The organism is Streptomyces sp. NPDC091281 (assembly GCF_044757425.1).
GTDB lineage: Bacteria > Actinomycetota > Actinomycetes > Streptomycetales > Streptomycetaceae > Streptomyces.
This window is the reverse complement of the sequence record NZ_JBIVUY010000009.1, coordinates 21,456-39,052: the sequence shown is the minus strand read 5'-3', so window position 1 is coordinate 39,052 and position 17,597 is coordinate 21,456. Positions and strand designations below refer to the sequence as shown.

At 74.5% G+C, this 17,597-nt stretch carries 17 protein-coding genes and 1 riboswitch; of the genes, 13 read left to right on the top strand and 4 right to left on the bottom strand.

The features are described 5' to 3' along the window. The first annotated feature begins 42 nt into the window (after positions 1-42). The 3 genes from ACIQPQ_RS23350 (at position 43) to ACIQPQ_RS23340 (ending at position 3,917) form a co-directional block, all read left to right on the top strand. The gene (locus ACIQPQ_RS23350; protein WP_401307155.1) at positions 43-903 is read left to right on the top strand and encodes an ABC transporter ATP-binding protein; all 861 of its coding nucleotides are present in this window, start codon (positions 43-45) and stop codon (positions 901-903) included. A 256-nt stretch (positions 904-1,159) separates the two neighbouring features. Beyond that, a complete protein-coding gene (locus ACIQPQ_RS23345) occupies positions 1,160-2,512 on the top strand; it encodes a lysine N(6)-hydroxylase/L-ornithine N(5)-oxygenase family protein (RefSeq protein ID WP_401306579.1) in 1,353 nt (450 codons plus the stop codon). Positions 2,513-2,762: 250 nt separating this feature from the next. After that, the gene (locus ACIQPQ_RS23340; protein ID WP_401306576.1) at positions 2,763-3,917 is read left to right on the top strand and encodes a serine hydrolase domain-containing protein; all 1,155 of its coding nucleotides are present in this window, start codon (positions 2,763-2,765) and stop codon (positions 3,915-3,917) included. Positions 3,918-4,047: 130 nt separating this feature from the next. Here the strand turns inward: ACIQPQ_RS23340 and ACIQPQ_RS23335 are convergent, their stop codons facing one another. Both ACIQPQ_RS23335 and ACIQPQ_RS23330 read right to left on the bottom strand, forming a co-directional pair. Next, positions 4,048-5,115: a PP2C family protein-serine/threonine phosphatase gene (locus ACIQPQ_RS23335; protein WP_401307153.1), complete on the bottom strand. Its 1,068-nt coding sequence runs from the start codon at positions 5,113-5,115 to the stop codon at positions 4,048-4,050. 341 nt (positions 5,116-5,456) lie between these two features. Continuing rightward, a complete protein-coding gene (locus tag ACIQPQ_RS23330) occupies positions 5,457-6,221 on the bottom strand; it encodes an IclR family transcriptional regulator (protein ID WP_401306575.1) in 765 nt (254 codons plus the stop codon). Positions 6,222-6,404: 183 nt separating this feature from the next. On the opposite strand from ACIQPQ_RS23330, the gene ACIQPQ_RS23325 reads away from it, so the two are divergent. Genes ACIQPQ_RS23325 through ACIQPQ_RS23315 form a run of 3 tightly spaced genes read left to right on the top strand, consistent with a single transcriptional unit; the run spans position 6,405 to position 8,253 of the window. Next, complete coding sequence (locus tag ACIQPQ_RS23325; protein ID WP_401306572.1) at positions 6,405-7,196, top strand: nucleotidyltransferase domain-containing protein; 792 nt, start codon at positions 6,405-6,407, stop codon at positions 7,194-7,196. After that, positions 7,193-7,477: a BON domain-containing protein gene (locus ACIQPQ_RS23320; RefSeq protein WP_401306570.1), complete on the top strand. Its 285-nt coding sequence runs from the start codon at positions 7,193-7,195 to the stop codon at positions 7,475-7,477. The genes ACIQPQ_RS23325 and ACIQPQ_RS23320 overlap by 4 nt, the downstream gene beginning before the upstream one ends. A gap of 50 nt (positions 7,478-7,527) precedes the next feature. Further along, positions 7,528-8,253 (top strand): metallophosphoesterase, encoded by a 726-nt coding sequence (locus ACIQPQ_RS23315; RefSeq protein ID WP_401307151.1) that lies wholly within the window; start codon positions 7,528-7,530, stop codon positions 8,251-8,253. A gap of 333 nt (positions 8,254-8,586) precedes the next feature. Here ACIQPQ_RS23315 and ACIQPQ_RS23310 read toward each other — a convergent pair whose 3' ends face one another. Both ACIQPQ_RS23310 and ACIQPQ_RS23305 read right to left on the bottom strand, forming a co-directional pair. Next, the gene (locus ACIQPQ_RS23310) at positions 8,587-9,606 is read right to left on the bottom strand and encodes a YihY/virulence factor BrkB family protein (protein ID WP_383774006.1); all 1,020 of its coding nucleotides are present in this window, start codon (positions 9,604-9,606) and stop codon (positions 8,587-8,589) included. A 181-nt stretch (positions 9,607-9,787) separates the two neighbouring features. Then, on the bottom strand, positions 9,788-10,285 hold the full coding sequence (locus tag ACIQPQ_RS23305; RefSeq protein ID WP_401306568.1) for a MarR family transcriptional regulator: 498 nt from the start codon (positions 10,283-10,285) through the stop codon (positions 9,788-9,790). A gap of 147 nt (positions 10,286-10,432) precedes the next feature. Here ACIQPQ_RS23305 and ACIQPQ_RS23300 point away from each other — a divergent pair, with 147 nt between their 5' ends. The 7 genes from ACIQPQ_RS23300 to ACIQPQ_RS23270 all read left to right on the top strand — a co-directional run bounded on the left by ACIQPQ_RS23300 (position 10,433) and on the right by ACIQPQ_RS23270 (position 17,590). After that, positions 10,433-11,710 (top strand): PP2C family protein-serine/threonine phosphatase, encoded by a 1,278-nt coding sequence (locus tag ACIQPQ_RS23300; protein ID WP_401306566.1) that lies wholly within the window; start codon positions 10,433-10,435, stop codon positions 11,708-11,710. Between the two features lie 109 nt (positions 11,711-11,819). Then, positions 11,820-12,025, top strand: a riboswitch (cobalamin riboswitch). A gap of 29 nt (positions 12,026-12,054) precedes the next feature. Further along, complete coding sequence (locus ACIQPQ_RS23295; RefSeq protein ID WP_401306563.1) at positions 12,055-12,765, top strand: energy-coupling factor ABC transporter permease; 711 nt, start codon at positions 12,055-12,057, stop codon at positions 12,763-12,765. Next, positions 12,762-13,160, top strand: coding sequence for an energy-coupling factor ABC transporter substrate-binding protein (locus ACIQPQ_RS23290; RefSeq protein WP_401306561.1), 399 nt, complete (start codon positions 12,762-12,764; stop codon positions 13,158-13,160). The genes ACIQPQ_RS23295 and ACIQPQ_RS23290 overlap by 4 nt, the downstream gene beginning before the upstream one ends. Before the next feature lie 6 nt (positions 13,161-13,166). Next, positions 13,167-13,916, top strand: coding sequence for a cobalt ECF transporter T component CbiQ (gene cbiQ, locus ACIQPQ_RS23285; protein WP_401306558.1), 750 nt, complete (start codon positions 13,167-13,169; stop codon positions 13,914-13,916). After that, a complete protein-coding gene (locus ACIQPQ_RS23280; RefSeq protein ID WP_401306556.1) occupies positions 13,913-14,770 on the top strand; it encodes an energy-coupling factor ABC transporter ATP-binding protein in 858 nt (285 codons plus the stop codon). Before cbiQ ends, ACIQPQ_RS23280 begins: the two co-directional genes overlap by 4 nt. Positions 14,771-14,865: 95 nt before the next feature. Further along, on the top strand, positions 14,866-15,621 hold the full coding sequence (locus tag ACIQPQ_RS23275) for a YqjF family protein (RefSeq protein WP_401306553.1): 756 nt from the start codon (positions 14,866-14,868) through the stop codon (positions 15,619-15,621). 409 nt (positions 15,622-16,030) lie between these two features. Further along, entirely contained in the window at positions 16,031-17,590 is a 1,560-nt protein-coding gene (locus ACIQPQ_RS23270; RefSeq protein WP_401306550.1) for a hypothetical protein, read from the top strand. Positions 17,591-17,597: the final 7 nt, after the last annotated feature.

Genomic DNA, 17,597 nt, shown 5'->3' with positions numbered 1-17,597 from the left:
GGGAGCACCGCCCCGGCCCCCGGCGGCGCCGACGGCCCCGACCTGCGGGCCGAGGGCCTGCGCCTGGCGTACGACGACCGGGTCGTCGTGCACGACCTGGACCTCGCCGTCCCGCCGGGGCGGGTCACCGCGATCGTCGGCGCCAACGCGTGCGGCAAGTCGACGCTGCTGCGGGCGCTGGCCCGGCTGCTCGCCCCCGAGGCGGGCGCCGTCCACCTCGACGGCCGCGCCGTGCACACCATCCCCACCCGGGCCCTGGCCCAGCGGCTCGGCATCCTGCCGCAGGCGCCGGTCGCGCCCGAGGGGCTGACCGTGGTGGACCTGGTGGGGCGCGGCCGGGCCCCGCACCAGAGCTGGTGGCGGCAGTGGTCGAGCGCCGACGAGGACGCCGTCCACGAGGCGTTGCGGGCCACGTCGATGAGCGACCTCGCGCACCGCGCCGTGGACGAGCTGTCCGGCGGGCAGCGCCAACGGGCGTGGATCGCGCTGGCGGTGGCGCAGGGCACGCCCGTGATGCTGCTGGACGAGCCGACGACGTATCTCGACCTGGCGCACCAGATCGACGTGCTGGACCTGATCACCGACCTCAACCGGCACCAGGGCCGCACGGTGGTGATGGTGCTGCACGACCTCAACCAGGCCTGCCGGTACGCCGATCACGTGGTCGCGATGAAGGCGGGCCGCATCGTCGCCGAGGGCGCCCCGGCGGACGTCATCACGGCCGAGGTCGTCGAGGACGTCTTCGGGCTGCGCTGCGTCATCGGCGAGGACCCGGTGAGCGGGACGCCGATGGTGATCCCGATGGGCCGCCACCACGGCACCGAACCCCCGGTGCGCTCCGGGGAGTCCGGGGACTCCGCGACCGCCGCCGGGCCCGTGGAGAAGGTCTCCGGCCGGGCGTAGCCCGCAGCGGGCGCCCGACGTGGGGCGCCCGGTCCTTCCGTGACCGACAACACACCGTCCCCGCCGAGCCGTTGCCGCAGGCGGGCGGGGGCGGGTCCGCGGGGCTGCCCGGGGGCCGCCGGGGGTGCCGTTCAACCCCCCGCCCCCTCCCACCCATTGAGAGGTAAGGCTAACCTTATCTACGATGGGTCCGTTTGGGGGGAGTCACGGATTCCTCGCGGAGAACCCGGTCAGCTCTAAGGAAGGCGATGACGCGGTGACGACCCTGCACAGCGGGCCCGACACGGTCTACGACGTACTGGGGATCGGCTTCGGCCCCTCGAACCTCGCCCTCGCGATCGCCGTGCACGAGCACAACGCGACCGCGCCCGAGGGCGAACGGCTGCGGGCCGGCTTCGTCGAACGGCAGGCCGGCTTCGGCTGGCACCGGGGGATGCTCATCGACGACGCCACCATGCAGGTGTCGTTCCTCAAGGACCTGGTGACGATGCGCGACCCCACCAGCGACTTCAGCTTCCTGTGCTTCCTGCGCGAACAGGACCGCCTGGTCGACTTCCTGAACCAGAAGACGCTGTTCCCGCTGCGCGTGGAGTTCCACGACTACTTCGCCTGGGCCGCCGCCCGCCTCGCCCACCTCGTGGAGTACGGGTCGGAGGTCGTCGCGGTGCGGCCGGTCGTCGAGGACGGCGAGGTCCGCTGGTTCGACGTCGTCTCCCGCGCGCCCGGCGGCGACGGGGAACCGACGGTGCGCCGCACCCGCGCCCTCGTCGTGGCGACCGGCCTGGAGCCGCACCTGCCGCCCGGCGTGGTGCCCTCCGGACACGCCTGGCACAACAGCGAGTTGCTGCCCCGGGTCGCCGAACGGGTGCGCTCCGGCGAGCCGGTGCGGCGCGCGGTCGTGCTGGGCGCGGGCCAGAGCGCCGCCGAGACCGTCGACTACCTCCACCGCAGCTTCCCCGAGGCCGAGATCTGCTCGGTGTTCGCCAAGTACGGCTACACGCCCGCCGACGACAGCCCGTTCGCCAACCGGATCTTCGACCCGGAGGCCGTGGACCTCTTCCACGGGGCGCCGCCCGCCGTGAAGCAGGCCCTGCACGACTACCACCGCAGCACCAACTACTCGGTCGTCGACCTCGACCTGATCGAGTCGCTGTCCCGCACGATGTACCGGGAGAAGGTGCAGGGCACCCAGCGCATACGGATGCTGAACGTGTCCCGGCTGCGCGAGGTGACGCGGCGGCCGGACGGCGTCCGGGTCACCGTCGAGTTCCTGCCGACCGGCGAGGAGCAGGTCCTCGACGCCGACCTCCTCGTGTACGCCACGGGCTACCGGCCGCGCGGCATGGGCGACAACCTCGGCGAGGTCGCCAAGGTCTGCCTGCGCGACGACGAGGACGCGCTGCGCGTCGGCCGCGACCACCGCGTGGAGACCGTCGCGCACGTCTCCGCCGGGGTCTACCTCCAGGGCGGCACCGAGCACACCCACGGCCTGACCTCGACCCTGCTGTCCACGACGGCGGTCCGGTCCGGCGAGATCCTGACCTCCCTCCTCGCCCACCGCCCCGCGCCCGCCCCGGCCGGCCCCGCCGCGGAGCACGCCTCCGCCTGACCCGAGCCGCCCCCCGCGTCCGCGCCCCCCGTCCCAGACCGCGGGCGCGGACGCAGGCGTGTCCGCGCCCGGCCTCCCCCGGCGCCGCTCCCCCGGTCGCCCTCATCTCCCGCCCTGCCGTGCCGCCGAGACCCTCACCTGACTTGACATTTCGAAGTCAGGTCGGAAGGGTGACGGTCCAGATGACTTCGAATATCGAACTCAGCCATGCACGTGGACGTCGTCGGACGACGTCGGATCGGAGGCACCCATGAGCGGCGACCAGGTCTCGGGCCACTGCGACCCGCGCTTCACCCCGGTGCGCGACACCCTCGCCGACCTGCTGGACAGCGGCGAGGACCTGGGCGCGTCGATCGCCGTGGACGTCGACGGCGAGACCGTCGTCGACCTGTGGGGCGGCTGGCACGACACGGACCGCCGTACGCCCTGGACGCGCGACACCCTCGTCAACGTGTGGTCGACGACCAAGACCGTCACCGCGCTCGCCGCGCTCGTCCTGGTCGAGCGGGGACTGCTCGACCCGTACGCGCCGGTCGCCCGCTACTGGCCGGAGTTCGCCGCGGGCGGCAAGGAGGCCGTCGAGGTCCGCCACGTCCTCTCGCACACCTCGGGCCTCTCCGGCTGGGACGCGCCGTTCACCACCGAGCAGATGTACGACCTGCCGACCGCGACGGCCGCGCTCGCCACGCAGAAGCCCTGGTGGGAACCGGGAACGGCGTCGGGCTACCACGCGCAGACCATGGGACACCTGGTCGGCGAGCTGGTCCGCCGGGTCACCGGACTGTCGCTGACGGAGTTCGTGGCGCGGGAGCTGGCGGGGCCGCTGGGCGCCGACTTCCGGATCGGTGCCGCCGTCTCCGACACCCACCGGATCGCCCCGGTGATCGTGCCGCCGCCGCTGCCGATCGACTTCGGCGCGCTCGACCCGGACAGCCCGGTCTACAAGACCTTCGTCGGCCCGAGGACCGACCCCGCCGCCGCCAACACCCCCGCGTGGCGGGCGGCGGAACTGGGCGCCCTCAACGGCCACGGCAACGCCCGCTCGGTCACCCGCCTGCTGCGCGTCCTGGCCCTCGGCGGCACCGCGGACGGGGTCCGGCTCCTCTCCCCCGAGACGGTCGACCTGGTCTTCGACGAACAGAGCCACGGCGTCGACCTCGTGCTCGGCGTCCCGGTCCGCTTCGGCATCGGCTTCGCACTCCCGGAGGCCCGGACGGTGCCGTACATCCCGAGCGGCCGGGTCTGCTACTGGGGCGGCTGGGGCGGCTCCCTGGCCGTCGCGGACCTGGACCGCCGCGTCACCGTCAGCTACATGATGAACAAGATGGGCGCGGGGATCATCGGCTCACCCCGCGCGGAACGGTATCTGCGCGCGGTGTACGCGGCACTGGGCGAGGGGCTGTGACGGGGGCGGGGCACGCCGACGCGTGACGTCGCCCCGTCCCGCGCGACGGCCCGCCGCCCGGCGCGTGAGCTGACGGCACCCCGGAGCCCCAGAGCCGCCCCCGGCTCCGCTCCGCCCCGCCCGCGGGCCGTCAGACGCGCTGCTCGGCCGCGGGGGCCGGTGAGGGTGCGGAGGCCGGGCCGGGGGCCGGGGGCTTGCGGATGAGCAGGAGCGCCGCGTCGTCGTGGAGGCGTCCGCCGACGTGGTCGAGGAGGTCGTCGTGGAGCGCGGACAGGGTGCGGGCGGGCTCGTCGGTCAGCCGCCGCCGCAGTCCGTCGGCGAGCGGGTAGAACGCGCGGGCCCGGTCGCGGGCCTCGGTCACGCCGTCGGTGTAGAGCAGCAGCTGGTCGCCGTGGGCGAAGGGGAGGACGTGCAGCGTGGGCGTCTCGTCGTGCAGGGCGCGCAGCCCCAGCGGCGGGGCGGGACGCGGCGGTTCGACGACCGTGACGTCCCCGGGCGGGCGCACCAGCAGCGGGGGCGCGTGCCCGCAGTTGACGATCTCCAGGCGGTCGTCGCCGGGGTGTCCGGCGACGACGGCGGTGACGAAGTCGTCGGGGCCGAGGTTGCGCGCGAGGCTGCGTTCGATCCGCTCGACGACGGTCCGCAGGTCGGGCTCGTCGTGGGCGGCCTCCCGGAACACCCCGAGCACCAGGGCCGCGGTACCCACCGCGGGCAGCCCCTTGCCCCGCACGTCGCCGACGATGAGCCGGACGCCGTACGGCGTGGGGACCAGGGCGTAGAGGTCGCCGCCGATGCGGGCCTCGGCCGCGGCGGCGCTGTAGCGGACGGCGACCTCGAAGGGGCCGACGGTCGGCGGCACCGGGGCCAGCAGGGCGTGCTGGGCGGTCTCCGCGACCGAGCGGACCGCGGCGAGGACGCGTTCCCGGCGGGTGCGCAGGACGCTGACCAGGCCGCTCGCCAGGGTGACGGCCGCCAGCACCGACAGCACGGCCGCCAGTTCGCGGGCCGGGACGCCGTGGCGGGTGCCGAGGAGGAGCCCCAGGGCGGCGGCGAGCAGACCGACGCACACGACGCCGCGCGTGCCGTTGGTGCTGGCGGCCAGGGCGGGTCCGGCGGCGAGGAGGGGCAGCCAGATCGCGTCCGCGCCGCCGACGGGGTCCACGAGGAGGACGACGACGGCGACGGCGAGCACCGGCAGGACGGGGGTGCCGGCGGCGAGCCGGGCGAGCGCCCGCCGGGGCGCCGGTCCGGCGGTCCGGTCGGCCGGGGTCTCGGACCGCAGCGGGGGCTGGGAGAACGGGAGCCGGTGGGCGCGGAACAGGGTCCGGGGGCCGGGCACGGTCCAGTGACCGTCGCGGCGGTCTCGTCGGGCCGGAGTCATCTCGTGTCCGCAGTCCTCACCTGTGGGGGCCCGCACACGGGAGCGCGCGCGGGGATGCCTGTGACGGCACTGTCGGGGCGATGTAGGGAGTGAAGTACCGAATCACCCGTTTCATCCAGGAAAACGTGCCGGGTCGGGGCGCCACAAGGTGAGTATTTTCAGATAGTGAGCGACAGGCTTCGCGTGACCCGGCTCGCGGTCGGGATCAGCCTCTCCCGCACCTCCCGCAGCCGCCTCGGCCGGTGCGCCGGGAGCGAGACGCCGAGCGAGCCGAGCAGGTCGCCGCTGTAGACGGGGACGGCGACACAGACCGTGCCGAGGGCGTACTCCTCCAGGTCGGTGACGGCCGGGGCGAGCGGGGCCGCGTCCAGGCGGCGCACCAGTTCGCGCGCGCTGGTGATCGTGCGCGGGGTGAGGTCCGGGAGGTGATGGCGGCCCAGGTACTCGCGGCGGGCGTCGTCCCCCATCTCGCGCAGCACGGACTTGCCGAGCGCGGTGGCGTGCCCGGCGTCCTCGAAGCCCACCCACAGGTCGACGCGGGGCGCGCGGGGGCCGTCGACGATCTCGGCGACCCGGATCTCGCCCTCCTCGTAGAAGGTGAGGTAGGCGGCCCCGGCCAGTTCGTCGCGCAGGGCGGCGAGCGCGGGCCGTACGCGGCTCAGCAGCGCCTGCCCCCGGCCGGTCGCGCGCAGCGTCTGGAGCTTGTCACCGAGGACGAAGCCGCCGTCGTCGAGCTTGCGCACGTAGCCGTCGTGGACGAGGGTGCGCAGCAGGTGGTACGCGGTGGCGAGCGGGAGGCCGGTCTCGCGGGCCAGTTGCTTCGCGGGCGCGCCGTTCTCGTGCGCGCCGACCGCCTCCAGCAGACGGAAGGCCCGTCGCACCGAGCTGATGAGCGTCGGGGCGCCCTTGCTCTGCACGGCCATGGTTCCAGCGTGCCCCGGAGGCCCGCGGCGGGCAATCCGCGCCGACGCGATGGGCCCGCCGCTGTCGCGGGTCGTGTCGGCGGGGTCGCTGCGGGTACCCGGACTCCCTCGGTGGGGCCCGTCCAGGGGGACGGCCCGGAGTCGGGCCCGGACAGCCGGGTCCGAGGGACGAAAGGGCAGTTCATGACGGAGCAAGCGGACGACGGGCCGCCGGCCGAGCACGCCGGAGCGGCCGCGCTGCGGCTGGCGGGGGGCGGGACGGGGCCCGACCCGACGAACGGGCGCGCGCAGCAGGCTCCGCCCCCTCCGCACGACCCGATCGCGGCGGACCCGCCCCCCGACCACAACCAGGCGCTGCTCCAGGCCGCGAAACAGGTGGGGTCGCTGCTCAAGCGAGCGGGTCACCGGTTCGCCCTGGCGGGCAGCGTCGCGGTGTACGCCCACGGCGGCACCCAGAACCTCCGTCACGACGTCGACTTCGTGTTCCGTCCCCAGGACGCGGAGAGCGTCGCCGAGACCCTGCGGGCGGCCGGGCTGGACGTGTACGCGCCGCCCGAGGACTGGCTGTTGAAGACGACCTGCTTCGGGCAGCAGGTCGATCTCATCCTGGAGCTGGCCCATCAGCCGGTCTCGACGGAACTCCTGGACCGGGCACCGGAGTTGTCGGTGGACTCGGTGCTGATGCCGGTGCTGGCGCCGACCGACCTCATGCACAGTCTCGTGGCCGCCTTCTCGGAGCACCACTGCGACTTCGGAGCGGCCCTGCCGATCGCCCGCACCCTGCGCGAGCGCGTCGACTGGGACACGGTCCGCGCCGCCGTCGGCGACCGGCCGATGCAGGACGCCTTCTTCTACTTCCTGGAGCGGCTGGAGGTGGTTCCGCCGAGACGGCCGCGGGCCGAGGACGCGGGGCCCTGGCAGGGCACCGGCGACGGAGTGCGGGGGCAGGTCATGAGGAAGGAGCGCACATCATGAGGGAACCGACAGCCGGAACGGACCGTCCGTCCGACCCGGCGCACACCGAGTACCGGGTCGCGCACCTGCGGGAGCGCCTCGCGGCCGAGGACCTGGCCGAGCTGGGCGTCCGCGCGGACGTGCGGGGCGGCACGGTGCGGGTGACGGGCACCGTGCCGTCCGCCGAGTGCCGCGAGGCGCTGCTGCGGACGGTCCGGGAGGAACTGTCGGGCCTGGCCGTGCAGACCGACGTGGTGGTGGCCGGGACGTCCTCCCCCGAGCGGGCGGAGGATCTGCCGTGAGCGCCGGAGCCGCCGTGAGCGGGGAACCGGCCGCGACCGGGGGGTCCGCCGTGGTCCGGGTCGCCGCCGTGGGGGACATCCACATGGGGCCCGAGAGCCAGGGCCTGCTGCGGCCCGCGTTCGAGACCCTCGACGCGTGCGCCGACCTGCTGCTGCTGGCCGGCGATCTGACCCGGCACGGCACGCCGGAGGAGATGGCGGTGGTCGCCCGCGAGGTCGGGGGGCTGCCGGTGCCGGTCGTCGCCGTGCTCGGCAATCACGACCATCACGACGAGCAGCCCGAGAAGGTCACCGCGATCCTCCAGGACGCCGGGGTGACGGTGCTGGAGGGCGAGGGGACCGTGGTGGAGTGCGCCGGGACCCGCGTCGGGGTCGCCGGGGTCAAGGGATTCGGCGGCGGGTTCGCCGGACGCAGCGCCGGGGAGTTCGGCGAGCCCCTGATGAAGGAGTTCGTCCGCTGCACCCGGCGCAGCGCGGACGCCCTGCACGCGGCGCTGCTCGGCCTCGCGGAGGAGGACTGCGCGGTACGGGTGGCCCTCACCCACTTCTCGCCCGTCGCGGACACGCTGGCCGGGGAGCCGCCGGAGATCCACCCGTTCCTGGGCAGCTATCTGCTGGCCGAGGCGATCGACACCGCGGGCGCCGACCTCGCCGTCCACGGCCACGCCCACCTGGGCACCGAGCACGGGATGACCGCGGGCGGGGTACGGGTCCGCAACGTGGCCCAGCCGGTCATCGGCCAGGCCTTCCACGTGTACCAGCTCCATCCGGCCTGATCGGAGCCCGATCACCGGTACGGGGCCCGTCGCCGTCGGCACGGGCCCCGCGCCCGTCCGCGCGGGCCCGCCCGGCGTCGGGGCACGCACCGTCGCCGTTCGCGCGGGTGAGCACGCCACTGGCCGGATCTGGCTGTGTCCGGTCCACGAGGCACGATCCGCGACCACGTCCTCACCGGCCCCGCCGCCGACCGCGGGCCCGCCCGTACGCGTGCCGCCACCTTCTGGGCATCAACCCGCTGAGCCGTCTGCGCGAGATGCGGCTCGGGCGCGCCCAAGAGAAGCTGCGGGCGGCCGACCCGCGCGGAGGACCGACGGCCGCAGGGCCGCCGGTCAGCCGTCGACCGGGCGGTCCCGCTCGCGTTCCGCCCGCTCCCGGTCCTCCTCGTCCCAGGCGCGGGTGTCCCGCGGCGGCACGTACGGCTCCTCGTCGCGCGGATGGCCGCCGGCGACCGCCCGCTGCCGGGCCAGCTCGGCGTCGAACTCCAGGCCGAGCAGGAGGGCGATGTTGCTGATCCACAGCCACACCAGGAACACGATCACCCCGGCGAGGGTGCCGTACGTCTTGTTGTACGACGCGAAGTTCGCCACGTAGAAGGCGAACCCCGCGGACGCGAGCAGCCAGATCACCAGGGCGACCACGCTGCCCGGCGTGATCCAGCGCCAGCCGCGGCCCTTGACGTTCGGGGAGGCCCAGTACAGCAGCGCGATCATCAGCGTGACGAGGACGACCAGCACCGGCCACTTGGCGATCGACCACACGGTCAGGGCGGTGTCGCCGATGCCGAGGACCGAGCCCGCGCGGCGGGCCAGCTCCCCGGTGAAGACCACGATCACGGCGCTGACCACGGCGAGGACCAGCAGCACGACGGTGACGCCCACCCGGACGGGCAGCACCTTCCACACCGGACGGCCCTCGGGCATGTCGTAGACGGCGTTCGCGCTGCGGATGAAGGCGGCGACGTAGCCGGAGGCCGACCACACGGCGAGCACGATGCCGACGACCGCCATGAGGGAGCCGATGCCGCCGCGCCCCTGGAGCTGGGTGACCGCGTCACTGATGATGTCGCGGGCCGAGCCCGGCGCGAGCTTCTGGAGGTTCTTCAGGACCTCGTCCGTCGCCGACTTCCCGGCGATGCCGAGCAGGGAGACGAGGACCAGCAGGGCGGGGAACAGCGAGAGCACCCCGTAGTAGGTGAGCGCGGCGGCCCGGTCGGTGAGTTCGTCGTCCTGGAACTCCTTGACCGTGCCCTTCAGCACCGCCCACCACGAGTGCCCGGGGAGCTGGGTCGGTTCGTCCGGGGCCCGCCGCTCCACCCGCTCGTCGGGGCCGGTTCTCGATGTACGTGCCATGGGGGTGGAGTAACCCGGACGGGCCGATCCATACGGTTCTTTCTCGCGAGACCAGGACCGCGGGGGGAAGGTTTCCGGCGACTCGGGGTAGCGGTCTCTTTGTGAACGAATCGTGTGCGGCGCCCTGCGGACGGGTGGCGGCGCCGGGTGCCGGACGACGGCACCGGGCCGCCCCGGCCGTTCAGGCCGTACGCGCTCCCGGCTGCCGGCCGGACCCGCGGTCCTCGCCGTGCATGCCGGCCGCGGCCGCGTCGACGAACGCCGCCAGGCCCTCCGCCAGGGCGGCCCGCTGCCCGGCGGGCATGCGCGCCAGGACTGTCCGCAGCTCCCGCTGGCGGCGCACCCGCAGGTCGGCGAGGAAGGACCTGCCGCGGGCGCTGAGGTGCAGGTGCACCTCGCGCCGGTCGGCGGGGCTGACCACGCGCTCCACGAACCCGGCGGCCTGGAGACGGTCGCAGAGGCGGCTCGTCGAGGGCGGGGTGGAGGCCAGCGAGTCGGCCAGTGTGCGCAGGTTGATGCCGTCCTGGTGCTCCAGGATCAGCAGCACCCGCAGCTGGGACGCGGACGCCGGAGCGGTCGAGGCGCGGCCCCACAGCACTTCCAGCAGCTCGGCGGCCGTCGAGGTCACGCGTGCCACCTCGTCGGGGTCCGGCCGGTCACGGAAGGCAGTCACGGTCACACTCTCGCAGGCGCTGGGGCGACCGCCAGCGTACTAGGGCACGCGTTTCCGAACCCCCGCCCGACGAGCGGCGGGTGTCCGACGGGTCCCGGCGGACACCTCCGGCTCACGGGCCGACCCACCACGAAGGATCGGTGCATCACCGTCGTGAAGAGATTCGAGACCACAGAGCGCGCCGTACGGACGGCGGCGCCGCACGAGCTGCTGGACGCGCTCCGTCGCGCCCTGGCCGAGCAGTACGGGGCGCGCGCCGTGGAGCTGTTCATGGCCGACTACAGCCTGACCACCCTGCAACCGGTGTTCGCGCCCGAGAACACGGAGAGCATCGAACACGCAGAGAACACAGAAGACGCAGAGAACCCAGAGAATACGGAGAGCCCGGAAGGCGTCGGGAGCGCCGGACCCGCGGTCGGCGGGGCGGAAGGCGCGTCGGACGTCCCGTCGGTGCACAACAGCCCGGCCGGGCGGGCGTTCGGGTCTCAGGAGCCGTTCGTGCAGCCCCTGCGCGGTGAGGAAGGGCTGGTGCGGGTGCATCTGCCGGTGTCGGTGCGCGGTGACCGGCTGGGCGTGCTGTCGGTGGACCTGCCGGACCAGGAGTACGCGTCGGCGCCGCTGGACGAACTGCGGGAGATCGCGGAGGTGCTGGGCCGTGAGGTGGTCGTCGCCGACCGCGACACCGACCTGTATCTGCGGGCCCGGCGCCGCGACCGGCTGACCCTGGCCGCGGAGATCCAGTGGCAGTTGCTGCCCGGCCGCTCCTGTTCCTTCCCCGAGTACGAGCTGGGCGCCCAGCTGGAGCCCGCGTACGCCATCCACGGCGACAACTTCGACTGGTCCGCCGCGGCCGACCGGCTGACGCTGTACGTCACCAATGGCATGGGCGAGGGCACGGAGGCCTCGCTGCTGACGAGCCTCGCCGTCAACGCGCTGCGCAACGCGCGCCGCGCGGGCATCCCGCTCGCCGACCAGGCGGCCCTGGCCGACCAGGCGGTCTACGCCCACTACCGGGGCCGGAGTTATCTCTCCGTGCTCATGCTGGACGTCGAGACGGCCACCGGCCGCGCCCGCGTCGTGGACGCGGGCTCCCCGCAACTGCTGCGCCTGCGCGACGGGGTGGTGGAGCGGGTCCACTTCGACGCGCAGCTCCCGCTGGGCATGTTCGAGGAGACCGACTACGTGGCCCAGGAGTTCCAGGTGCAGCCCGGAGACCGGCTGGTGTTCGTGAGCGACGGCGTCTACGCGGTCGCCTCCCCCGGCGGCGAGGCGTACGGCGACGCGGCGCTCGCCCGCGCCATCTCCGCCACCCGGCTGCTGCCCGCCGCCGAGGTGCCGCGCGCCGTGCTGCGCGAACTGACCAGCCACCGCGGCCGTCCGGTCCCCGACGACGACGCCCTCGTCCTCTGCCTCGACTGGCACGGCCGCTGAGCCGCCTTCCCCGACGGACACACGACGGGCGCGGGACGGCTCCCCGCGCCCGCGGCCACGCCGGTGCGTGAGACCCCCGCCCGCCGTGGGCGCGCCCCCCGGTGCCGCTTGTCACCGCCCCTGTACTGGCACTACTGTCACGACGCCTTGGTGAACGGGAAATCCGGTGTGATGCCGGTGCGGCCCTCGCCACTGTGATCGGGAAGTCCGGCTCCGGCCCTCACGGGCAGCCACTGGGTCCTCGGACCCGGGAAGGCGGAGCACGGGCGGTGTCACCCGTCAGCCAGGAGACCGGCCAGGGCGCGTCAACCATCCACGAGGTGCTGGAGAGGGTCTGCCAAGCCATGCACATAGCCGAGGGATTTCTGCCTCCGGCGCACGCGGTCGCCTGGGGCGTCGCGTCGGCGCCGTTCGTCGTCCACGGAGTCCGGTCACTCACCCGTGAGGTCAGGGAGCACCCCGAGAGCACCCTGCTGCTCGGCGCCTCCGGGGCCTTCACCTTCGTCCTGTCCGCGCTGAAACTGCCGTCGGTCACCGGGAGTTGCTCCCACCCGACCGGCACCGGCCTCGGCGCGATCCTGTTCCGCCCGCCGATCATGGCCGTCCTGGGCACGATCACCCTGCTCTTCCAGGCGCTGCTGCTCGCGCACGGCGGGCTCACCACGCTCGGCGCCAACGTCTTCTCCATGGCCATCGTCGGCCCGTGGGCGGGCTACGGCGTCTACCGGCTGCTGAAGCGGTTCGGGGTCCCGCTGATGCCGGCCGTGTTCTTGGGCGCGTTCGCCGCCGACCTGTCCACCTACTGCGTGACCAGCGTGCAGCTGGCACTGGCGTTCCCCGACCCCGGCACCGGGTTCCTGGGCGCGCTCGGCAAGTTCGGCTCCATCTTCGCCGTCACGCAGATCCCGCTCGCCGTGAGCGAGGGCCTGCTGACCGTGCTCGTGATGCGGCTGCTGGTGCAGTCCAGCAAGGGCGAACTGACCCGGCTGGGCGTGCTGGTGACCGGCGGCGGACGCGGCGCGGCGAAGAACACCACGGAGGCGGTGGCCCGATGAGCCCGAACCCGAAGCTGAACCGGAACAACCGCACCAACCTCCTGCTGCTGCTCGCCGTCCTCGCCCTCGCGGTGCTGCCGCTGGCCCTCGGGCTCGGCGACCACAAGGAGGAGCCGTTCGTCGGCGCCGACGCCGAGGCGGAGACCGCGATCACCGAGATCGAGCCGGACTACGAGCCGTGGTTCACCCCGCTGTACGAGCCGCCGTCCGGGGAGATCGAGTCGGCGCTGTTCGCCGTGCAGGCGGCGCTCGGCGCGGGCGTCCTCGCCTACTACTTCGGCGTCCACCGGGGCCGCAGGCAGGGTGAGGCCCGCGCCCTGGCCCGCGCCGACGGACCCGAAGGGGCGCCGGAGGGCTTCGCCGAGGGCGAGGGGTCCGCGCGGGGACGGGTCTGAGTCCCGGTGCTGCCGATCGACGCGGCGGCGCACAGCAGTCGCTGGCGCCGCCGCCATCCCGTGGACAAGGCCGTGCTCGGGCTGGGGCTGACCCTGCTCGCGATCTCGCTGCCGCCGTGGCCCGGGGCGGCCCTCGTCCTGCTGACGGCGCTGACCGTGCTGCTCGGCCCGGCGGGCGTCCCGCCGCGCCGGCTGTGGCGGGCGTACCGCGTCCCGCTGGGGTTCTGCGCGACCGGCGCGGTGACCCTGCTGGTGCAGGTGGGCGGGCCGGACGGCCTGGTCTCCCTCGCCGACGGGGGCCCGCTGCGGGCCGGGGAGCTGATGCTGCGCACGTCGGCGGCCTCGCTGGGCGTGCTGCTGTTCGCGTTCACCACGCCGATGTCCGACCTGCTGCCGCGCCTGGTGCGGGCGGGCGTGCCCGCGCCGGTGGTGGACGTGGCGCTGGTGACGTACCGCATGAGTTTTCTGCTGTTGGACTCGGTGCGGCGCATCCGTCAGGCGCAGGCCGCCCGGCTCGGGCACACCGGCCGGGCCGCTGAGTGGCGGTCGCTGGCCGGGCTCGGCGCGACCGCGTTCGTCCGCGCCTTCGACCGCGCGGCGCGGCTCCAGACGGGTCTCGCCGGGCGCGGCTACGACGGGACGCTGCGCGTGCTGGTGCCCGAGGCCCGGGTCTCCGTCCGTTTCACGGTGCTGAGCGCCGGGCTGCTGCTGGCCCTCGTCGCCCTCACTCTCGTCCTGGAAGGTCCCCTGTCATGAGCGAGCTGGTCACCCTGCGGGGTGCGTCGTTCGCGTACGAGGACGGCCCGGTCGTGCTCGACGGTCTCGACTTCACGGTGCGCGGGGGGCGCGCCCTGGCGCTGCTGGGCCGCAACGGCAGCGGCAAGACGACGCTGATGCGGCTGCTCAGCGGCGGCCTGCGCCCCCGCACCGGCACCCTCGCGGTCGAGGGGCGGCCGGTGACGTACGACCGCAAGGGGCTGACCCGGCTGCGGACGTCCGTGCAGCTGGTGGTGCAGGACCCGGACGACCAGCTGTTCGCGGCGTCGGTCGCGCAGGACGTGTCGTTCGGTCCGCTGAACCTGGGGCTTCCGGACGCCGAGGTGCGCGGCCGGGTCGAGGAGGCGCTTGCCGCGCTGGACATCACCGCGCTCGCCGACCGGCCGACGCACCTGCTCTCGTACGGCCAGCGCAAGCGGACCGCGATCGCGGGCGCCGTGGCGATGCGGCCGCGGGTGCTGATCCTCGACGAGCCGACCGCCGGGCTCGACCCCGACGGGCAGGAGCGGCTGCTCGCCACCCTGGACGGGCTGCGCGCGGCCGGTACGACGGTGGTGATGGCCACCCACGACGTCGACCTGGCCCTGCGCTGGGCCGACGACGCGGCCCTGCTCACCCCGTCCGGCGCGCACACCGCCCCGGCCCCCGACGCGCTGGCCCGCACCGATCTCCTGCGGGAGGCGGGCCTGCGCCTGCCGTGGGGCGTCGCGGTCGGGCGCCTCCTCACCTCCCAGGGCCTGCTCGCCGACCCCCAGGCGGGCCCCCGCAGCCCGGAGGACCTGGCCGCGCTGATCGCGCCGCGCCCGGCTCCCCCGCTCCCGGCCGAGAGCTGAGCCGGAGGACCGGAAGGAGCGCGGCGCGGTCCCGGCTCCGGGGTGCCCTGGGGCCGCGTCCCGCCGCCGGGGGTGCCGTCTGCGATGCTGGCGCGGTGCAGCCGCCCGCCGCAGTGACACCCGACGCCCCCGGTCCCATAAGGACGGCCCTGCTCACGCAGCAGTGGCTCGACCTGTGCTTCGTGCACTGGGCCGTCGCCCCGGAGACGGTGGCGCCGCTGCTGCCGCGCGGCACGGTGCCGGACGTCCACGAGGGGCGGACGTACGTCGGGCTCGTCGCGTTCCGGATGCACCGGGTCGGCTGGCTGGGGCTGCCGGGGGTGCCGTACCTCGGGTCGTTCCCGGAGACCAACGTGCGGCTGTACTCGGTGGACGCGGACGGGCGGCGCGGGGTGGTGTTCCGGTCGATGGACGCCTCCCGGCTGATCCCGGTGCTGATGGGGCGGGCCGGGTTCCGGCTGCCGTACCTGTGGGCGCGGATGAGCGTGCGCGCCGACGGGGACACGGTCGCCTACCGCAGTGCCCGGCGTTGGCCGGGGCCGCGCGGGGCGTCCAGCCGGATCGTGGTGCGGCGGGGTGAGCGGATCGGGGAACCGACCGCGCTGGAGCACTTCCTGACCGCCCGCTGGGGCATGCACAACGCCTTCTTCGGCGGTGCCGCCTACCTCGCGAACCAGCATCCGCGCTGGCCCCTGTACCGCGCGGACCTCCTCGTCTGCGAGGAGGACCTCATCGCCGCCGCCGGGCTCCCCGCACCGGCCGGGGCCCCGGTCAGCGTCCTGTACTCCCCCGGCGTACCGGTACGGCTGGGCCGCCCGGCACGTCGTCCGGCGGGCATCCCGACTCCCTGACGGTGCCGCGCCGCCCACGGCGAGGAGGCGGTGGGCGACCCGCCCGGCACTCGAACCGGTCATCGACCCCGCCGCCCCTGTCGGCCCGTCCTTCCCGCCCTTACACTTCCAAGTCCGAGGGGATCAGGCGCTGTTGCGACGGCGTCGGCAATGGGGGAGGACAGCGATGTCCGGGGATCAGTACGGCCCGCACGACCACGGGTCGGGACCGGGATCAGCGGCGGGGGACAGCACGGGAGCGGGGGACGCGGCGAGACCCGGCCCGGCGTCCGGCCCGGACCCGGCCACGGGACCGGCACAGACACCGCCGCCACCCCCAGGACCTGCACCGACACCCGCACCCGCACCTGGATCAGCCGCCGGACCGGCACCGGCCCCCGCACAGGGCCCCGGCTTCGCCATGCCGCCCATGCCGCCCGGACCGCCGCCCGTCCAGATCTGGGGCCCGCCCGCCCCGCCCGCGCCGGCCGAGCCCCCGGACGCGGCGCGTGCCGCCGCCGTCGCCGCGCTCAACCTGAGCGGCCTCGGCCTCGGCTACCTCCTGGTCCGGCGCTGGCTCCTGGCCGCCGTGTGCTGGGTGGCCACGATCGTGCTGCTCCTGGTGGCGCTGCCCGCCGACCCGGACGGCGTGCCGACGGGCTGGCTCGTCCTCTACGTCGCGGTCCTGATCGCGGCGGCGGCGCACGGCGCCGTCGTGGGCCTGCGCAGCCGCGCCCTGATCCCGCGCTCACCGATCGCCCTGATCCTCGGCCTGGTGCTGCTCGCCGTGCCCGCGGGCGGTGTCGTGCTCTACGGCGACGCCAAGGACGAGGCGACCGAGCAGATGCTCCTCGACCGGCTCGACGAGGCCGACGCGCTGGTGGCGAAGGCGGGCCGCACCGACTTCAGCAGCGGCCGCGCCGACTACCGCCGCGCCCTGCGGGACTACGAGGACCTGCGCGCCGACCACCCCGGCTCGCGGGCCGCCGCGAAGGTGCCGTCGCGCATGCGGACGTACTACACGACCGTCGCCGCCGCCTACGAGGACAAGGACTACTGCACGGCGATCGCGCCGCTCACCTACCTGCGGACCGTGCCGGACGACCTGCCGTCCACGGACCTCGGGGCGCTGGAGAAGTGGCCGGACGACCGGCTGGCGACCTCGCTCTACGAGTGCGGGTCGACGGGGCTCGCGGAGGACCGCTCCACCTGGGCCTCCCAGTTCGGCGAGCTGCTCACCACCTTCCCCGACTCCGAGCAGGCGAAGAAGGTCCAGCCCGCCGTGAGCGCCGCCGTCGACCGGGAGGCCAAGGGCCTCGGCGGTGACGACCCGTGCCGCGCCGTCACCCGGCTGCGTTCCCTGGGCACCAGCATCGACGGGCTGCCGGGCGAGGAGGCGGGCCTCGACGCCACGCTCACCCAGCAGGCGGGCCGGGCCACCGGCAGCGCCGCCGAGGGCACGTACGCCTGCGGGGTGGACCAGTACCGGGACGGCGACTTCTCGGCCGCGCAGACGACCATGACCGAGTACGCCAAGACCGGCAAGAACGCCAAGAACACCGCCCGCGCCCGCAAGATAGCGATCGGCGCCGAGGTCGCGCAGACCGTCCCGGCCGCCGGGAAGTCGCTGCCCACGACCCGCAGCGGCGGCAGCATCTCGGTGACGGTGAAGAACGACAGCCCCGACGACATCACGGTCCTCTACACGGGCCCGGTCACCGGGAGCCTCACCCTCAAGGGCTGCGGCAGCTGCAAGGCGTACTCCTTCAGCTCGACCATCCTGCGGGGCTTCAAGCCGTGCAGCGGCGGCAAGAACTACCCGGAGCGCACGATCAGCCTCCCGGTCGGCACGACGTACTTCGTGCACAAGTCGAAGTCCGCGTCGTCGTCCCTGTCCTCCTCGCCCGCCTCCGACACGGCGAAGCTGGAGCCGGGCTACATCTACACCGAGTGCGCCTACACCACCACCGGTCTGGGGTCCGGCCTCTGACCCCGGC

What these genes read in the sequence shown, in the direction of transcription:
- ACIQPQ_RS23330 (WP_401306575.1), bottom strand. Translation starts at nt 6,221, where the DNA reads ATGGCCGTGCAGAGCAAGGGCGCCCCGACGCTCATCAGCTCGGTGCGA.
- ACIQPQ_RS23325 (WP_401306572.1), top strand. Translation starts at nt 6,405, where the DNA reads ATGACGGAGCAAGCGGACGACGGGCCGCCGGCCGAGCACGCCGGAGCG.
- ACIQPQ_RS23310 (WP_383774006.1), bottom strand. Translation starts at nt 9,606, where the DNA reads ATGGCACGTACATCGAGAACCGGCCCCGACGAGCGGGTGGAGCGGCGG.
- ACIQPQ_RS23270 (WP_401306550.1), top strand. Translation starts at nt 16,031, where the DNA reads ATGCCGCCCGGACCGCCGCCCGTCCAGATCTGGGGCCCGCCCGCCCCG.
- ACIQPQ_RS23340 (WP_401306576.1), top strand. Translation starts at nt 2,763, where the DNA reads ATGAGCGGCGACCAGGTCTCGGGCCACTGCGACCCGCGCTTCACCCCG.
- ACIQPQ_RS23320 (WP_401306570.1), top strand. Translation starts at nt 7,193, where the DNA reads ATGAGGGAACCGACAGCCGGAACGGACCGTCCGTCCGACCCGGCGCAC.
- ACIQPQ_RS23280 (WP_401306556.1), top strand. Translation starts at nt 13,913, where the DNA reads ATGAGCGAGCTGGTCACCCTGCGGGGTGCGTCGTTCGCGTACGAGGAC.
- ACIQPQ_RS23290 (WP_401306561.1), top strand. Translation starts at nt 12,762, where the DNA reads ATGAGCCCGAACCCGAAGCTGAACCGGAACAACCGCACCAACCTCCTG.
- ACIQPQ_RS23295 (WP_401306563.1), top strand. Translation starts at nt 12,055, where the DNA reads ATGCACATAGCCGAGGGATTTCTGCCTCCGGCGCACGCGGTCGCCTGG.